We start from the raw sequence: 16,767 nt of genomic DNA on the forward strand, positions 1-16,767 counted from the left end.
TTCTATCGTATTACGTTTGTACATTATCATATAGAACAGATGAAACGCTGTCAATTTTATTCAGCTATTTAAAATAGAGATGGACCAAAATTTGTTTTGCATACTCAGACAGCAGCTCCTACTATATGAATTATGCAGAAATTTCTTCTGGTCAAAGACTACTATTACTTTCTTTCGCAGTACAATTCTAATACTAGCGCACTAAAAAAGGTTAGCATCCTTATAATACTAACCTTCCAGTAATAATCTAGCAGTTTTTTCATCGGTTATTAATACATCAATTAAATCTTCTCTTAATGCCGCTTTAATAGCATTCACTTTTTCGACTCCAGCAGCTACTCCAACAACTAGGGGGATTTGCTTTAACTTATTTAGTTCAAGTGTAATTGTTTTTTCATTCCAGGAATTGTTTACTACTTCTCCATTTTCATTAATAAAGTTATAGCAAATATCACCAGCAATTTCATCAAAATCCAGATCATCTGTTATACCAGAATTAATATAGGATCGAACCATGGTTGAATGCTCTGGTGTTCCGCCTATTCCTACAATCGCAATGTCTGCCTTGCTTCCCAATTCCAATGTATTCTTTATAGACGGTTGTTTCAGAATTATTTCCCTCGTCTCTTTAGAATCAACAACAACTGGAGCATGTAAAAGGTGATAGGTTGCTTTCAATGCCTCCGCAAGCTTAGCAACAATATGGTTTGCATGTATATCTACACGCTCGTCTCCCATTCCCCCAACTATAGGAACAAAGCATACATTTGGGAAATGCTGATTAGATGACATTGCGGTTGCAACCTCATATAAAGTTGTTCCGGAAGACACTCCAACAACCTGATCATCCCTGATCATTCTATGCAAATATTTACTTGCCGCCGTTCCCAACTGAATTTTAGAATTACTTTGTTCCGTATCAGGCACACAAATTGCCTCACGTAATCCGTATTGATTTTCTAGCTTTGTCTCTAAACTTGATACGGTACTATAATCCTCATCATGAATAATAATTTCAACAATACCTAATTCCTTTGATTTTGATAAATACTTCGATATTAATGACCGACTTACTCCAATTTTTTTTGCAATAGTTGATTGAGTTTCACCTGCTTCATAATATAGATTTGCAATCTTAACCATTAATCTCCGATCGTCTAGATAGGACATTTCCTACACCCTGTTCTTATTGAAAATTATTTAGATTACTGTCTTAGCTGAGAGGGAATTTGATAGATTAAATACTGCTCCAGATCCATACAGTTTAAAACGATATCAAAATTCCTCTGTATTACTTCTTTTCCAGTACCAAGTTTACATGTTTTTTACAAAAATTTCTAATTTTAACACTTACATTTTAGCACTTACTATGAAACATTCTACCTTTATAATTGCTTCCTTTAGCTTACCTTTGCTTCTCGTTTCATTTGCTCTTCTACTCGTTTAACAGCATCTTGAACGACTAGCCTATGCTTCTTCTTCTCCCAATCAATAACCTTTATATTTTCACCAACATACTCTTTATACTTTGCAAATCTTGAAAGAACTGTAAGTCCTGATAAAATATTACATTCCTGAATGGTTCCTTTTTTATCTGTAACGACAATAGCTACCTTTCCAACGCGGAACATTTTTTTCGTCATCCCCACACCAAGGTACCCTTCACTATATTGTTGGGTAATCTTCTTTACTTTTTTCTGATAATATTTCACATGTAAAATTCCCGTAAACGCTTGAATAACAAGAACAACTACTAATAACATTAGGAATGCTAAGGGATCCATCTTTTCGCCTCCTGCTCTGATTGATGTTATTTATTCGATAGATTGAAACTGAGGTTGATGAACAATGGATGAAGAATTTAACCGTTCACCCATTGTTCTGATTAATGAACTGTCAGCTCTAAAGCTTCGATAATTCGTTCACTTAATATAATTGGCGAATTAGCAAAGTTACCGATTGTTGAGCCTGCAATATGTGGTGTAATCGTAATATTATCCAGTCCGTTGTAAGGATGATCGCTTGGCAATGGTTCAACATTATATACATCCACGGCAGCACCAGCAATTTTTTTCTCGCTTAATGCTTCTGCCAAGTCCTGTTCGTTAACTAATCCAGAACGAGCCGTATTAATGAGCACTGCGTTATTTTTCATCATGCTAAAATGTTCTTTATTAATCATGTTCTTTGTTTGTTCCGTTAGACGGTAGTGCATTGAAATAATGTCCGCTTCTTTCACTAATTCTTCTAGGGTTTCAACTTTTGTGTCTGGTGTATCACCTTGGTAATAATCATCGAAGAATAGAATTTCACTGCCAAAAGGGCGAAGTAATTCTGCAACCCGCCTGCCTATAGCACCGTATCCAATCAAACCTACTGTTGAGCCCTTTAGTTCGGGAGCAAGCACACCGTTTGGATAATGTTTTTCCCACACACCGTTTCTTAATTTATAGTTAGCTCTGGCAATATTACGGATTTCACTTAGAATCATACCAACAGCAAACTCGGATACACTTGTAGTGCTGCGCCCAGGTGTATTCAAAACCGTAATACCTTTTGATTCAGCATATTCCCTATTCACATTTTCAATACCCGCCCGAAGGACACCTAATACTTTTAAGTTTTTGCATTGGTCAATGACTGCTTTTCCAATCGGTGCAAACTGGGTAATGATAATATCATAGTCTTCCAGGCCATCTGTTAGTTCAGAAGGAAGCGCAATTGCTTCACTGCCTTCATACTCTAGTTTAATATTATCCTTCTGTAACGCTTCCAAATCTTTATGCTTCCATTCTTTGATGGTAATATCAATACCTAGCTCTTTTAAACTAATAAGACCTTCTTCCATCATTTGTTTATCTATAAATAAATCGGCTATTGCTAAACATTTCATTTTTTCACCCTCCGATTATTTTTTCTCTACGCTTATGCATGCAGCAAAACAGAAATACGATAATTACCGCGTGTACTTGCTTTTTCATAGGCTTCTTGAATTCTGGATAATGGAATCTCTTCTTCTATTAAAGGACTTACATCAATTCGGCGCTCACTTAGCATTTTTGCTGCATTATTGAAATCCTCGAGGCTTGAGCCGTACGTACCAATAAGTTCACATTGCTTATAATGAATTTCATTGGAATCTACATTTAAATCCGGTGCTGGATAACCCGCTGCAAACAAAAGAACCTTCCCTTCATCATCTTTGATCATATTCAAAGCTTGCTCATTTGCAGAAGAAGTACCGACTGCAACAATCACGATATCTGCACCGCTGCCATTTGTTCGTTTTCTAACTTCCTCCACTGGATCAGTTTCACCAGCATCAATTAATTCTAAGTCCATTTGTTTAATCTTCTCTACTTTTTTGGGATTACGTTCCGAGACAATGACTCTTGCCCCCATTGCTTGAGCGACTGCTGCATTAAGCAATCCCATTGTACCGCCACCAATAACAACGACAGTGTCAAGTCCTGAGTTAATCCGCAGTTTTCTAATTCCTTTTAATACGGATGATAACGGTTCAACAAATCCTGCCTCAGAAGCAGATAAGTCATCACTAACTTTCACAACACTTTTGGATTTCCGGATAAAATAATTCGCAAAACCAAAAATCCCAAAATATTGATCAGAATAATTTTTCCCAAATTGTTTTATGTTTTTGCAAGAAGTGATGTCACCTTTCTTACACTTCTCACAATCCCCGCAGTAGTCATATAGCACACTGACCCGCTCTCCAACCTCTAAAGAGCTACTTACTTTTTCTCCCTTAGCGACAATTATCCCTGAGCATTCATGTCCACCAGCCATGGGGTATCCTTGATGTTCACGTTTCCCCTGCCATTGTTGATAATCGGTTGTACAAATATTACATGCTTCCTGCTTAATCAGCAGTTCATCATCTTTTAAATCAGGCAGCCTTCCTTCTCTTACTTCAGCTTTTCCTGCTTCTAGAAGAGCTCCAAATCGAAATGAATCTGGCAGCATTTTAATCCTCCTTTCATCATCTTTTCTACAGTGTAAACGACATAAAGTAAGCAATGACAACTGCTAGTGGCCCAGTGATTACTCTGGAGAAAAGAATTGCTGGTGCTCCAACACTAATTGTTTCCGGCTTCGCTTCCCCCAGTGTTAAGCCAACCGGAATAAAGTCAGTTCCAACCTGTGCATTAATTGCAAATAATGCGGGAAGTGCAATGCTCATATCAATGTTACCGTTTGCAATTTCATTTCCAACTAATGTACCGATAATTGCACCGATAACAGCTCCTGGTGCAAGTAGTGGTGACAGGAATGGAAGCGCGGTTATAACACCTAAAATAATTAGCCCACCAATATTATTTGAAAGTGGTACAAATACATTTGCTAATATTTCTCCAATACCTGTATAGTTGATAATCCCGATTAACGTTGCAACGAACGCCATAAAGGGGATTATATTTTTAATGATTGTGTCGATGGTATCACGACCTGCTTGGTACATGATATTCATAAAGCTACCCGCACCCTTGGCTATCTTGTCAATGATTCCCATAACACCTTTATTACCCTCAATTTCATTGTTTGTACTGTTATCTTCTACTGGTTCAGCTGCAGCCGCTACAGTTTCTTTGTTTTTTTCAGCATTCTTTACTTCCGCTTCATCCAATTCTGTTTTTGGTACTGCAGCAACGGTTGTTTCACTATCAGCGAGCTCGACATCACCTACAGTTACACCAGAGACAAAAATATCTTCTGTCATAAATTTTGCAAGTGGTCCAGATGGACTCATTACTTTAACGTTAACAGTAGGTATTCTTAGTCTTGGATAAGTTCCGCACCGTGCTGTCCCACCACAATCAATAACCGCAACCAATGTTTGCTCTTTTGCTACTGGATTTTTAAATGAGTCAACTACCTCAGCACCTGCAAGTCTTGCAATCTCTCTTGCTACTGGATGGATTCCCCCTCCAGTAACACTGATGACATATTTTTTTTCATCGGTTGGAGTTAATTCTAATGGTCCACCCCAGCCATTTTTTCCTTTGGACACTATTACCGTCTTATGGTTAGCCATAAGATTTCCCCCTCTGCGTTTCTACTTTATTTCTCGTTAAGGATTCGTTCATAACCTTGTTTTTTAAACATATAGGCACTGATTCGTTCCGTTACAAGACCTCTCATTAAAATAACAAGTAAACCAGTTAATAAGAACATAAGACCTAATTGCGCTTGACTGCCGCCAGCCGTTGCATACCCTGTTGCGACTCCTAGCCAAATAAATAATTCAGCCGAGTTTGCATGTGGGAAAAGACCGGTAATTGGATGCACGAATGAAACCGCAGAATCATAGAATGCTGGTTTATATTTTTCTGGCATGAAACGTCCAACTGTATAACACATTGGGTTCGTAAAAAAGAATACAGCGATAAGTGGTACAAGGGTATAGCGTAATAAGGCATATTTGGTAATTTTTTGCAGGAATCGATTTATCTTCTCCTCACCAATCATTTTTGTTACCGCATTAACAGCTGTGATTAACGTTACTAATAAAGGTATAATCCCCGTCATATAACCCATGAATACTTCTGCACCCGCCTGAAACATTCCAATAAATCCATCAGCAATAGCGATCATAAAATCCATCTTAATTCCATCCTCTCTTATAACGTAATATAGAAGGAAATGCTCGTTTAGAGGTTGTTAACCCCGCACTATAAGGGCGTATCCACCTTATTTAACTTCAATTGAATCACCAATATTTAACTCTGGAAATTCACTAGGTGTTACTAAAACTGCCCCTGGTAAGATTTCTTCCGTTTCATCGTCTTTAAAATAAATCGAAACGTGACCAAGGCTTTCAAAATTTGGATTTGCTTCATCCCCGACTTTTTGTATCGTATATTCTTTATCACCAATCACAAGTGTTGTTCCTTCCTGCAGAGCATTTTTAGGTTGTTCTTCAAAACGGTGAATTACTGAGATATCTTTTAATTCAAGGGGAGCAGTTTCATTAAAAAGTACTAATAAGCTCTCCTCTTTAAAATCTGGTACTAGTGCTCCAATTTCCAGAACTTTCGTTTTCATCATGATTTTATCCTCCCTTTATGTGTTTGTTGACTTGTAACTTAATCATCTTCCTAACACCAGGAACCCAATATTAATTTCACTTAGGCAGCAAAATACTATTTAACACGAAACATATGATCCTGCAAAGCTCTTAATTTCCATACGGTTGTTGAAGGATCAAGTTCTACATCATCGTGTGTTAAAAATTGGCCTTCTTTAATATCCCTTTTAGCAACAACATTACCACTAATTAGACCAATAGGAATGTGACCATTCACTTCCATATCTTGATGTGTTTCTAATACACCTCTAACAGAATAACCACCAATGCCATCTAGTGTTTCGCCCGCTTTAATATCTCGCTTTGCAACCGTTACAGTTTCTGAGATTGGAGCTCCAAGCGGATGAATAGAAGTATCATGATGTAAGACAGCCTTCGCAATTGTAACGGGTGTTTCTAAACTAGCTAAATGATATGGGCGATATAATGTATAATGGTTTCCATGACTTTTGTCTACTTTTAATAAATAGCGCAGTTCCTCATCAACAGGTTCTAGGTCACTTTTAACAATAACGAAAACCCCTGGTGCTAAACCGTTAACATATTCTACTACTCCTAAGCTGTTTAAAACGCCGCCATTTTCTTTCAAATCTAGTTTTTGTGCAACGTCATCTAGATTAGCATCGACGCCATGCATTCCTACTTTATCTGGCACTAAGCCGATTGCGTTACTTAATAAATTCATTTCAGCCATCGTTTTGGTTCCATCCTGGAATGCTGCTAGCATATGCGGACTCATGTTTTTAGCTTTTGCTTCTGCTGCGGCAGTATCTGGGTTAGCTGTCGTTTTTAATGCGTTATTTTTCCCTTTTCCAGCAACAACGACTTCCATTCCCATCGTTTTAGCAAATTCATATAACTCAACGATTGCAGCTGGCTCATCTCCAGCAGATCCTGAATAAACTAGTCCAGCAGATTGAAACAATGAATTCATATACGAACCTATTGTTATATCAACTTCTACATTTAATAAGACTAGATGTTTCCTAGAATTTAAAGCTTCCAGGGAAATATTTGCTCCAACTTCAGGTACTCCAGTAGCATCTACAATTACCTCCACATTGGATGACTGGATGACTTCTCGATAATCTGAAGATACCAATGTGTTTACTTTCTTATTTTCTTGAGACTGATAATAATCAACTGCCTTTTGAGCTCTTTCAACGTTTACATCCGAAACTCCACCGACGATCATTCCGGGAATGCGAGATATTTGGGTAATAAGTCCAAATCCCATTTGTCCCGCACCAATAACTCCTACTTTGATTGGGTTATTTTCTTGTTCTCTTAATTGAAGTTCATGATAAATTGACATTATAAATCCCCCTCAGAATCTTCTGAAATAAAAACGCATACTTAATAAACCTAGCTTTGATAATGTTCTTTCATAATTAACAATTGTTACATTACGTAAATAAAGTTTAATCTTGTAACATTTGTTACAATGTGTGTCATATGTTAGAATACGCTTTCATTATAGATTGGAAAAATTAGATTGTCAACTACAAAAATTGTCGGATTTTGCAGGAATTTATATTTTCATCGCAGGATAGCTTTATAAATGTAGGTTTAAAATAATAGGTGCCTGTTGTTAGTGGTTAAATTATTGCGATTTCAGATAGTTTTCCTGACACAAAAAGCCATCATTTATCTTAGATAAACGATAGCTATTATATCTAGAGCGTATAGAATGGGGACACTCATAAAAACAACATTTCTAACAACCATGGTTCTAGAATATCAATCTATTTAATCTAAAAGCGTTTCCAATAAACGGTAACTCTCTAGTTTATTTCCATTTTCAATATTTAATTTATCAAAATCTACATCTATTATTTTATTTCCTTTAATACCTACAGCTTTGCCAGTTTGCTCGTCCTTAATAATTCTATTGCTGCAATACCCAACCTGCTTGCAAGTACCCGATCAAAAGCCGATGGGTTTCCACCTCTTTGTAAAAATCCTAATGTAGATGTTCTTACAGATATATTCAGCCTTTCTTCGATACCTTTTTGTAATTCCTGTATATCATGTAATTCTTCTGTTACGATAATCATATTGTTTCTTTTTCCATCATTTATTCTCATAGCTAATGTAGAACAGATTGAATCTAAATCCAATTTCCGTTCCGGTGTAGAAATGATCTCTCCCCCACCGGCTAAAGCTGAGAACAAAGCTAAGTCACCACAGTGTCTGCCCATCACCTCTACAATAGTTGTCTTATCATGAGAAAAGCTTGTGTCTTTAATCTTATGAATGCATTCTAGAATGGTATTTACAGTTGTATCAAAACCGATAGAATAATCTGTATAGACTATATCATTTTCAACTGTTGCAGGAATACCTATTACTTTTATACCTTGTTGTTGAATTTTCCTAGCCGCTTCAAAGGATTTATCATCCCCGATTATAACTAGAGCATTTATTCCGGATCTTTCCAATGTATCTTGTATTTTCATTTTCTCTGTTTCACTTAATTCCGTACTTCTTGATGTCTTTAAGATTGTACCGCCTGAATCAGTAATATTTTCCAAATCAGATGCAGTTAACGGATAAATAGATCCTTCTATCAACCCATTGTAACCATAATTAACTCCCATTACATCAATATTATGATAATTGGCCGCTTTAACGACTGCACTAATTGCAGTATTCATTCCAGGTGCATCTTCACCACTTGTTAATATCCCTATTTTCATCATTTGTAAACACATCCAAGTAATTTAATTGATTTCTGTTATTTATATATAATCAGATATTTTGTTTGTTGTCTATATAAATTAATTTATCCCCTATGATATTCTATATGTTAATTACTCTCGCTATAACAGAAAATACTATACAAGATTCCTATAGGTACCCTGTATAGTAGTAATCCTTGATTTATTTCAACCAAAGATTCTTAAGAAGAAACCTTGATTGTGTTGTTAACCTTGAAAAAAATACATTAACCTTTTATAGGTTACATATTATAAAATATTTTATTTTCCTATCGTAAATTCTTCAACATTTAATTCACTAGATACTTCCGTTTTTTCCGGGTTAAAAATCACTTTAACCGAGTCTATCTCTCTATTTATAACTTTCTGGAATGCTTCTGGGCCCTCTTCTAAAGATAACTTATGAGAAATCATTGGTTTCACATTAATTTGGCCAGTACTCATATAGTGAACAGTTGATGACCACTCTTTCCCAGGGAATGGTGCTGAGATTGCATTCCATGATCCATAAATGGTCAATTCATTACGAACAATTTTTTCAAAGTAGAAACGCTCAATGTTAATATCTGCATATGGAATTCCCATAAATACTACTTCTCCACCTTTTTTAGGTAAGGCAAATACTTGGGCAGATGTAATTGGTGAACCTGCAGATTCAACGGCTAAATCCACACCCCGACCATTTGTATACTCCATAATTTGCTCATGGGCGGGTTTTTCCAATGAATTGATTGCTACATCAGCACCAAGCTCTTTCGCAATTTGTAGTTTTTTGTCATCAATGTCAATTGCATATACTTTTTTCGCACCGAAAATTTTTGCCCATTGTACAGCTAGAAGTCCGATACTCCCAACACCCATTATAGCAACCTCTGCACCTGGCTGAATTTTAGTACGGTAAAATCCGTGTGCTACTACCGCAGAAGGTTCAACCAATGCAGCCGTATCATAATCAACATTATCTGGAAGGGGAACGATGTGGGTTGCAGGTAATTTTGTATATTCAGCATAAGCACCAGGGTGACGTGCACCAATTACACTAAGGTTTTCACAGCGTGCTGGTTCACCACTGAGGCAATATTCACATTCTCCACAAACAAATGCAGGGCATCCTGCGACACGATCACCAACTTTAATTCCTTTTACTCCTGGCCCAACCTCTGTTACTTCACCAGCAAACTCATGGCCAAACGTCATTCCCTCTACATATGGGCCGAGTTTTTTATATCTAGATGTATCGGATCCACATATTCCAACTGATTTTATTTTAATAATAACGTCGGTATCATTTTCGATTACTGGAATTGGTGTATTCTCTTCAAAACGAATATCTTGTACACCATAAAGATTTAACGCTCTCATCCCATTCACCTCAATATATCTAATAATTTGCAGACTCATTTTTTACTTCTTTTTTTTTGCTGAAAAACAGTTTGTATGCTGCGAATCCAACGATAATCGTGTTAAAAATTAATTGGTATTCAAAATAGAATTCACTTATCCCTCTTAGTGGGCCTAACATGAAGTCTAAAAGTGTATCTACCATACTAACCCTCATTTCTATGAAAAGTGATAAAGTGAAACTTCATTCAGTGGGATTCCCTTCCTCCCCACTGAATGTTAGTACCTCAAGGGTATGACCTAAAGGCCCTTGAACAGAATCGGGAATTTATGGGATGTTTCTCCCACAACCTTCACGTTTTAGTTTTCTCAAGCTTTGAGAAAAAATATTACAGTCCGTTAATGCGTGATAAAACGATTAAGTATTATACTTAACCGTTTAGCACGATATTTTTAATATGAAGCCTCTGAAACACCGCCACTGATAATTGCTACAGCACCACTTGCACCAATACGATTTGCACCAGCAGCGACAATGTTAACTGCATCTTCATACGTTTTAACTCCCCCAGCAGCTTTGACACCTATTTTGTCACCCGCTACGGAACGAAGTAATTTAACATCTTCAATTGTTGCTCCACCACCGTTAAAGCCAGTAGCTGTTTTTACAAAGTCAGCACCCGCTTCGATGATTATTTCCGTTACTTTCACTTTCTCTTCATCCGTTAATAATGCTGTTTCAATAATAACTTTGGTTGTTAATCCTTGAGATGCCTTAACAACTTCTGCAATATCATTTTTTACCACATCATATTCGCCTGACTTAAGAGCTCCCAAGTTAACTAACATATCGATTTCTTCAGCACCATTTTTAATTGCCTCTTTTGTTTCTTCCACTTTTACATGCGTTGTTGCACCACCAAGTGAGAATCCTATTGGTACTCCAACTTTAATATTGTGTGGAGATAACAGACTATGCGCGTACGATACATAAAATGGGTTCACAAAAACAGTTTTAAAGCCATATTCGATTGTTTCTTCACAGAATGCTTTAATATCCTCTTTACTTGCAGTTGGAGTTAATAATGTATAATCAATCATGTCAATTAGTTGTTGCTTATCCAATTTCATTCTCCCCCTCACCTTTGTTACAAGGTATAATGTAATTCAGACCTTTGCTGGAAGATTACTAGATTTTTAATCAATCCACAGGCGTTAACAAAACTTTAATTGCTTCTCCACTTTTAATCGCTTGATATGCTTCATCCCACTCGGTAATGTTAAACTCATGTGTTACTAAAGCCTTTGCATTTACTTTTCTATCATTCATTAATGCAAGTGATGGTTCCCAATCAGCTGATTTTTGGCTTCTGCTGCCCACAACCCGGATTTCTTTTTGAATAATTTTTTCAAGATCAAATTGAATTTCAGATTGTGCAAAAATACCTACTTGCGCATAATGACCTTTTTTGCGAAGAATATCCAGACCTTGTCTCGCAGCTGGTACAGCACCAGAGCATTCCAAGACTACATCAGCACCATAACCATTTGTTAACTTATGGACAAACTCTTTTAGATCTTCTTCTTGCGTATTAACGGTATAATCAATACCTACCTCAATTGCTTTATCCAGACGAACTTTATCATTTGTTAGTCCTGTAATGATTACCGTAGCACCACGACTTTTAGCTACCTGAGCCGCTAAAAGTCCAATTGGACCAGGTCCAATGACAACAACAAGATCTCCTGTATTAATTTCTGTTTTCTCAATTGCATGGTGTGTACATGCTAATGGTTCTGTCATTGCTGCTGACTGGTAGTCTACATTTTCCGGCAACTGATGGACACTTTCTTTACGGGCAACTAAATATTTGGCAAAACCACCATCTTGTTGTGAGCCTAGACCTTTTCTGTGGCTACAAAGGTTATAGTCACCTGAGTTACAGTATTCACATTCACCACAAATATAGAAAGTGGTTTCTGAAGTAACTCGATCACCTACTTTAAATTCCGTTACTCCTTCTCCAATCTCAACTACCTCACCAGAAAATTCATGGCCGAGTGTTACAGGTGTTGCAACCTTATAATGTCCTTCATACGTATGAATATCAGATCCACAGATACCCGCATATTTCACTTCAATTTTCACTTGATCTTTACCAGCTTGTGGTTCTTGTTTATCTTGAATTTCTAGGTTACCAAATCCGAGTTCTGTTTTTACTAATGCTTTCACTATGAATTCCTCCTGTTGCTTTTGTTTAACTCGATCAATTAATTAGTTGTATATAGCCTTTTGGTGAAAGGTTTCACAATCGAACACTTCATAACTTTAGAAAAAATGAATCTTTCTAGTTAAAAATCTCAAAGACTCTCCAGATAATCCAGTTTACTAAGTTACCACCTTGGTCGATACTTGAAACCATTGCTGAGCCTTCAGGTAAATTAATGCTTGCAGTTGAAGCCATGTCAGAGAAAAGCGGCGCAATATCTGTCGCCATATAAAGTGAAAGTGCAATCATAACCGAACCAACAATAACCGAGTGGATAATGTTCCCTCTAGCTGCACCTACTACGAATGCAACAACAAATGGAATTGTAGCTAAGTCACCAAATGGCAGTACAGCATTACCAGGTAATACAACTGCAATTAAAACTGTAATTGGTGTTAAAATAAGAGCGGTTGCGATTACAGATGGATGTCCTAACAGTACTGCTGCATCCAGCCCGATATTAATTTCTCGATCACCAAAACGTTTATTTAACCATTCACGTGCTGATTCTGAAACAGGCATTAACCCTTCCATCAAAATCTTAACCATACGTGGCATAAGGACCATTACAGCAGCCATTGATATACCAATGTTAATAACATCACCAACACTGTACCCTGCTAATGCTCCAATTGCTGCACCTAAAATCAGACCAATTACCATGGAATCTCCAAAGATACCAAAACGTTTTTGAATGGAATCTGGATCAGCATGTAAATTTTTCAATCCAGGGATTTTTTGTACTAATTTTACTAAATAAATAAAAGGTGCATAGGAAATTGTACTTCCTGTTGCAACGGAAACACCTGGCAATTCATAAAAATCACTAACCATTGGTTGTGTCCAGTCTGCAACTTTAAGACAAACAATTTGGAATATAACTGCTGCAATTAAACCTTGTACAATACTACCTGATACTGTATACACAACTGCTGCCATAAATGTATAATGCCAGTAGTTCCAAATATCAACATTCATTGTTTTCGTTGTCTTCGTTAAGAGCATAATAACGTTTACAACTAATCCCAGTGGAATAATAAATGCCGCTACAACAGATGCCCAAGCAATTGATGATGTCGCCGGCCATCCTACATCAATAACATTTAAATCTACTCCTAAACGCTCAACCATCCCTTGTGCTGCTGGGCCTAAGTTTAGCGTTAACAAATCAATAACTAAGAAAATACCAACAAAAGCAACCCCGATTGTTAAACCTGAACGAATCGCTTTGCCGAGCTTCTGACCAAACACAAGACCTAAAATCATGATTGCTACTGGAAGAATAACAGTCGCGCCTAAACCTAAAAAACCTTGAATAAAATCTACGAATGCTTGCATTATGATACCCCCTAACAAATTCAACATAAATCTCGATATCACATTAAGAGCTTATCGAGATTTATGTTTTGCTGCTTATTTTTGAAGTTCTTCTAAAATTTGTTTTTTTGTATCTTCAACACCAATACCAGTTAAAAATGTACGTGCATTAATTACTGGGAATGGGTATTCTGTTTTCGTCATTGCAGTTGTAACTAATAGATCAGCTGTATCTACGTAAGCACCAACTTCAGCAATTTTGATTTGTTTTAAGTCAACTTTAATGTTGTTTTCTTTCGCTAATTCTTCAATTGCACTGTTTACAACTGTTGATGTTGCAATACCTGCTCCACATGCTACTAATACTGTTTTCGCCATTATCTCTCACCTCCTTCAAGTGCTACAAAATCTAGCTTTTCCTCCAAAAGACTTTTAACCTTTGTTTTGTCTTTTTGGTTTACTAGGTACTTCAATGTATCCTCTTCTTGAAAAACTTGCATTAACTTTTGGAGTAAAGAAAGCTGTGAATGCGCTTCATCCATTGCTAACATAAAAACTAGTTGTACAGGTGTAGTCTCACTATCGTCGCCCATAATCACAAAATCAACTGGGTTCTTTAGAACGGCGACACTAATCGTCTTTTTATTTACATGTTCCACATCTGTATGTGGTATTGCTACAGATACTCCTGCTGTTGGAAGCCCTGTTGCAAACTCACCTTCTCGTTTAATAATCGCAGGAACAAAGCTTTCTTTCACTAAACCTCTTTCCACTAGATTATTGCCAATTGTTGCTAATACCTCTTCTTTATTATCGCCTTCCACATCTAGTAGAATGACAGATTCATTGAAAAATAACTCACTCATTCTTTGCACTCCTATTCTTTTGCTTCTGTCTTACAAACTTCTGTCAGAACTATAAAATTTTATAATTTCATGAACCTCTTCAATAGAACTCGCATTGATTATTTTGTTCGTATCTTCTTCAGATCCTGCCAAATTCATTAATTGCATTAAAGCATGTATATGTTGCTTTTTATCCACTGCGGCAATAACGAAAATTAGATTAATCTTATAATCCTGACTGTACTGAACACCATCTTTTAAACGTAATAAAGTCATACCAACCTCATTAACACCGTCTTCTGGAGCAGCGTGTGGGATTGCTATATTTGTACCTATTACGATGTACGGATCATCATTCGAGTGGTGAATCATCGCGTGCACATACTCTGGAAGTATTTTGCCTTTTTTAATTAATGGATCGGCACTTATACGTATCGCCTCTTCCCATGAATCAACTGAATCTCTTAACGTGATATTCTCTGGCACAATTAATTCATCCAAATCGATTTCCCGTTGTGCAGCATTCTGCCTTACCACTGCTGAATCATCGTCACGATTAAAATATTGCTCTAAATCTTCTATTAAAGCCTTTTCATTATTAATTGCAGTATGCTTCTTAATAATATCTACAATATGATAAACATTAATATCATTTGGAATATACCCATGAATCGCAAGCATCACTTGCTTTCTTAAACGATAACGTTCATCTTGCCCAAGAAATACTTTTGAGATAAATAACTTTTTCTCTGTTTCTAATTGGGTTGGTGAAAATACAATATCGTAATCTAACTTATAATCGAGAAATTCTCGTACGGACAAGGAATCCAAAAAAACAAATTCCGGAAATAATTCTTTCAGCTCATTAAACATTAATTTTGAAACCGATACACCTTGCGGACAAACCACAACTGCTTTTATTTTTTCTTCAATACTTTCACCTTGTCTGTTCATCCACCCACCAATAAGCATCGTAACATAAGTGGTTTCGCTTTCAGGAATGTCATCACCGATCAGCTCTGCAAGCGGTCCAATGGAACGCTTTACAAGATGATGCAATTCCTTAAACTCCTTGCTCAAAGACCCTTGAAAATTAATTGTATCTGTAAGATGATATTTTATTCGGTAATATGCAGGCTGAAGATGCTGTAAAAGCTTGTCTAATAACTGATTACGCTCCTGCAAATAAATACAAGCACTCTTCTCAAATTGTCTGAGCATATCGTTAATAGCTGGAACTAGATTTGGAATTGCTTCCTCATTAATGTATTCAGACCAATAAACATTTGTCGTCAAAAGATGCAATGTGATAAATAAGCGCTCTGTTACTGGGATCTCATTAAAATCATATAAAATTTCCTCAGTAGCCTGATACTCTTTCGTATCCGATAACTCCTCATAGCGAATGGAAAACGATTTTATCTCACAGCCTTTTTGTATTCTTCTTAATATTAGAATCAAAATGTATGGCATCGTTACCAATTTTTCGTCGGTAAATTTTAAGTTTAACTTATTCTCCACTTTCTCAATACGCCTTTTAAATTCATCTAACAAATCATTTTGAATGCCAGATAAATCCTCTAATCTATTTTTCCCATTACTCATTTGCAGTACTTGATGTGTAATATGGATGAGTAGTTTACGGACTTGAAACTCATTACCCTCAATCAAATATCCATGTTTCCTTGAATACCGAATTGTCAAATCGTATTCATCCAAGAATACTTGAGCTTGTTTCATGTCATTTAGAATCGTATTCTTGCTAACTTCCAGCTCGATTGTAAAATGATTTAACGACAGCTCTTCTTCGGAGCTTAGCAACATCAAAATAATTAATTGAACACGTTGCTCTTCCGTAAATATCGCTGAAGCCACAGCACCTTCATAACTACTATTAAGCTTTGAAAAAACAGCCTGATCAATCACAAATTGACCTTTCCTGGTTCTTTCTATTGTTGGAAGACTATTTATTTTTAACCATTCGTTAATCTTCGTGAAGCTATAGCCAAGCTGTCTTCTTGTTAATAAATGTTTCTCTTCTAATGTCATACTTGTAATACTTGGATTACTCATCAAATCATTTAAGACCCTTTTGTCGCGATCGCTCAGTACCACTCGTAATCCTCCTTTAGCTTTATATTACCATCTATTATACATAAATTGAATTC

At 36.5% G+C, this 16,767-nt stretch carries 17 protein-coding genes; all 17 read right to left on the reverse strand.

Annotated elements, in window-relative coordinates; genetic code table 11:
* Nucleotides 1-228: 228 nt before the first annotated feature.
* Nucleotides 229-1,170 (reverse strand): sugar-binding transcriptional regulator, encoded by a 942-nt coding sequence (locus NST46_RS03150; RefSeq protein WP_095308033.1) that lies wholly within the window; start codon nt 1,168-1,170, stop codon nt 229-231.
* 230 nt (nt 1,171-1,400) lie between these two features.
* Complete coding sequence (locus NST46_RS03155; RefSeq protein WP_095308031.1) at nt 1,401-1,784, reverse strand: transcriptional regulator GutM; 384 nt, start codon at nt 1,782-1,784, stop codon at nt 1,401-1,403.
* 101 nt (nt 1,785-1,885) lie between these two features.
* Nucleotides 1,886-2,893: a 2-hydroxyacid dehydrogenase gene (locus tag NST46_RS03160; RefSeq protein ID WP_303449872.1), complete on the reverse strand. Its 1,008-nt coding sequence runs from the start codon at nt 2,891-2,893 to the stop codon at nt 1,886-1,888.
* A 32-nt stretch (nt 2,894-2,925) separates the two neighbouring features.
* The gene (locus tag NST46_RS03165) at nt 2,926-3,984 is read right to left on the reverse strand and encodes a zinc-binding dehydrogenase (protein WP_341136762.1); all 1,059 of its coding nucleotides are present in this window, start codon (nt 3,982-3,984) and stop codon (nt 2,926-2,928) included.
* Nucleotides 3,985-4,009: 25 nt separating this feature from the next.
* Nucleotides 4,010-5,053 (reverse strand): PTS glucitol/sorbitol transporter subunit IIB, encoded by a 1,044-nt coding sequence (gene srlE, locus NST46_RS03170; RefSeq protein WP_303449876.1) that lies wholly within the window; start codon nt 5,051-5,053, stop codon nt 4,010-4,012.
* 26 nt (nt 5,054-5,079) lie between these two features.
* A complete protein-coding gene (gene srlA, locus NST46_RS03175) occupies nt 5,080-5,622 on the reverse strand; it encodes a PTS glucitol/sorbitol transporter subunit IIC (RefSeq protein WP_095308023.1) in 543 nt (180 codons plus the stop codon).
* Nucleotides 5,623-5,709: 87 nt separating this feature from the next.
* Entirely contained in the window at nt 5,710-6,066 is a 357-nt protein-coding gene (locus tag NST46_RS03180; protein ID WP_095308021.1) for a PTS glucitol/sorbitol transporter subunit IIA, read from the reverse strand.
* A gap of 95 nt (nt 6,067-6,161) precedes the next feature.
* The gene (locus NST46_RS03185; RefSeq protein WP_095308020.1) at nt 6,162-7,421 is read right to left on the reverse strand and encodes an NAD(P)H-dependent oxidoreductase; all 1,260 of its coding nucleotides are present in this window, start codon (nt 7,419-7,421) and stop codon (nt 6,162-6,164) included.
* A gap of 538 nt (nt 7,422-7,959) precedes the next feature.
* Nucleotides 7,960-8,808 (reverse strand): ATP-dependent 6-phosphofructokinase, encoded by an 849-nt coding sequence (locus tag NST46_RS03190; protein ID WP_341136763.1) that lies wholly within the window; start codon nt 8,806-8,808, stop codon nt 7,960-7,962.
* 279 nt (nt 8,809-9,087) lie between these two features.
* Complete coding sequence (locus NST46_RS03195; RefSeq protein ID WP_095308121.1) at nt 9,088-10,188, reverse strand: galactitol-1-phosphate 5-dehydrogenase; 1,101 nt, start codon at nt 10,186-10,188, stop codon at nt 9,088-9,090.
* Nucleotides 10,189-10,207: 19 nt separating this feature from the next.
* On the reverse strand, nt 10,208-10,372 hold the full coding sequence (locus NST46_RS03200) for a hypothetical protein (RefSeq protein ID WP_168927271.1): 165 nt from the start codon (nt 10,370-10,372) through the stop codon (nt 10,208-10,210).
* A 248-nt stretch (nt 10,373-10,620) separates the two neighbouring features.
* Nucleotides 10,621-11,292: a deoxyribose-phosphate aldolase gene (deoC, locus tag NST46_RS03205; RefSeq protein WP_341136764.1), complete on the reverse strand. Its 672-nt coding sequence runs from the start codon at nt 11,290-11,292 to the stop codon at nt 10,621-10,623.
* A 76-nt stretch (nt 11,293-11,368) separates the two neighbouring features.
* On the reverse strand, nt 11,369-12,400 hold the full coding sequence (locus NST46_RS03210) for a zinc-binding dehydrogenase (protein ID WP_251661460.1): 1,032 nt from the start codon (nt 12,398-12,400) through the stop codon (nt 11,369-11,371).
* A 115-nt stretch (nt 12,401-12,515) separates the two neighbouring features.
* Nucleotides 12,516-13,775 carry a galactitol-specific PTS transporter subunit IIC gene (locus NST46_RS03215; RefSeq protein ID WP_118888571.1) on the reverse strand — a complete coding sequence of 420 codons (1,260 nt, stop codon included), beginning with the start codon at nt 13,773-13,775 and terminating at the stop codon, nt 12,516-12,518.
* Nucleotides 13,776-13,850: 75 nt separating this feature from the next.
* Nucleotides 13,851-14,132: a PTS sugar transporter subunit IIB gene (locus NST46_RS03220; protein WP_095308012.1), complete on the reverse strand. Its 282-nt coding sequence runs from the start codon at nt 14,130-14,132 to the stop codon at nt 13,851-13,853.
* Nucleotides 14,132-14,620: a PTS sugar transporter subunit IIA gene (locus tag NST46_RS03225; RefSeq protein ID WP_095308010.1), complete on the reverse strand. Its 489-nt coding sequence runs from the start codon at nt 14,618-14,620 to the stop codon at nt 14,132-14,134. Before NST46_RS03225 ends, NST46_RS03220 begins: the two co-directional genes overlap by 1 nt.
* A gap of 30 nt (nt 14,621-14,650) precedes the next feature.
* Nucleotides 14,651-16,714: a BglG family transcription antiterminator gene (locus NST46_RS03230; RefSeq protein ID WP_340002382.1), complete on the reverse strand. Its 2,064-nt coding sequence runs from the start codon at nt 16,712-16,714 to the stop codon at nt 14,651-14,653.
* Between the last annotated feature and the right edge of the window lie 53 nt (nt 16,715-16,767).

The sequence above is a fragment of the Oceanobacillus sp. FSL W7-1309 genome, from assembly GCF_038002145.1.
In the GTDB taxonomy this organism is placed as follows: Bacteria; Bacillota; Bacilli; order Bacillales; family Amphibacillaceae; genus Oceanobacillus; species Oceanobacillus profundus.

Bases quoted from the DNA above. Each gene is read 5' to 3' on its own strand.
- NST46_RS03150 (WP_095308033.1), bottom strand. From the start codon at position 1,170: ATGTCCTATCTAGACGATCGGAGATTAATGGTTAAGATTGCAAATCTA.
- NST46_RS03155 (WP_095308031.1), bottom strand. From the start codon at position 1,784: ATGGATCCCTTAGCATTCCTAATGTTATTAGTAGTTGTTCTTGTTATT.
- NST46_RS03160 (WP_303449872.1), bottom strand. From the start codon at position 2,893: ATGAAATGTTTAGCAATAGCCGATTTATTTATAGATAAACAAATGATG.
- NST46_RS03165 (WP_341136762.1), bottom strand. From the start codon at position 3,984: ATGCTGCCAGATTCATTTCGATTTGGAGCTCTTCTAGAAGCAGGAAAA.
- srlE (WP_303449876.1), bottom strand. From the start codon at position 5,053: ATGGCTAACCATAAGACGGTAATAGTGTCCAAAGGAAAAAATGGCTGG.
- srlA (WP_095308023.1), bottom strand. From the start codon at position 5,622: ATGGATTTTATGATCGCTATTGCTGATGGATTTATTGGAATGTTTCAG.
- NST46_RS03180 (WP_095308021.1), bottom strand. From the start codon at position 6,066: ATGATGAAAACGAAAGTTCTGGAAATTGGAGCACTAGTACCAGATTTT.
- NST46_RS03185 (WP_095308020.1), bottom strand. From the start codon at position 7,421: ATGTCAATTTATCATGAACTTCAATTAAGAGAACAAGAAAATAACCCA.
- NST46_RS03190 (WP_341136763.1), bottom strand. From the start codon at position 8,808: ATGATGAAAATAGGGATATTAACAAGTGGTGAAGATGCACCTGGAATG.
- NST46_RS03195 (WP_095308121.1), bottom strand. From the start codon at position 10,188: ATGAGAGCGTTAAATCTTTATGGTGTACAAGATATTCGTTTTGAAGAG.
- NST46_RS03200 (WP_168927271.1), bottom strand. From the start codon at position 10,372: ATGGTAGATACACTTTTAGACTTCATGTTAGGCCCACTAAGAGGGATA.
- NST46_RS03215 (WP_118888571.1), bottom strand. From the start codon at position 13,775: ATGCAAGCATTCGTAGATTTTATTCAAGGTTTTTTAGGTTTAGGCGCG.
- NST46_RS03220 (WP_095308012.1), bottom strand. From the start codon at position 14,132: ATGGCGAAAACAGTATTAGTAGCATGTGGAGCAGGTATTGCAACATCA.
- NST46_RS03225 (WP_095308010.1), bottom strand. From the start codon at position 14,620: ATGAGTGAGTTATTTTTCAATGAATCTGTCATTCTACTAGATGTGGAA.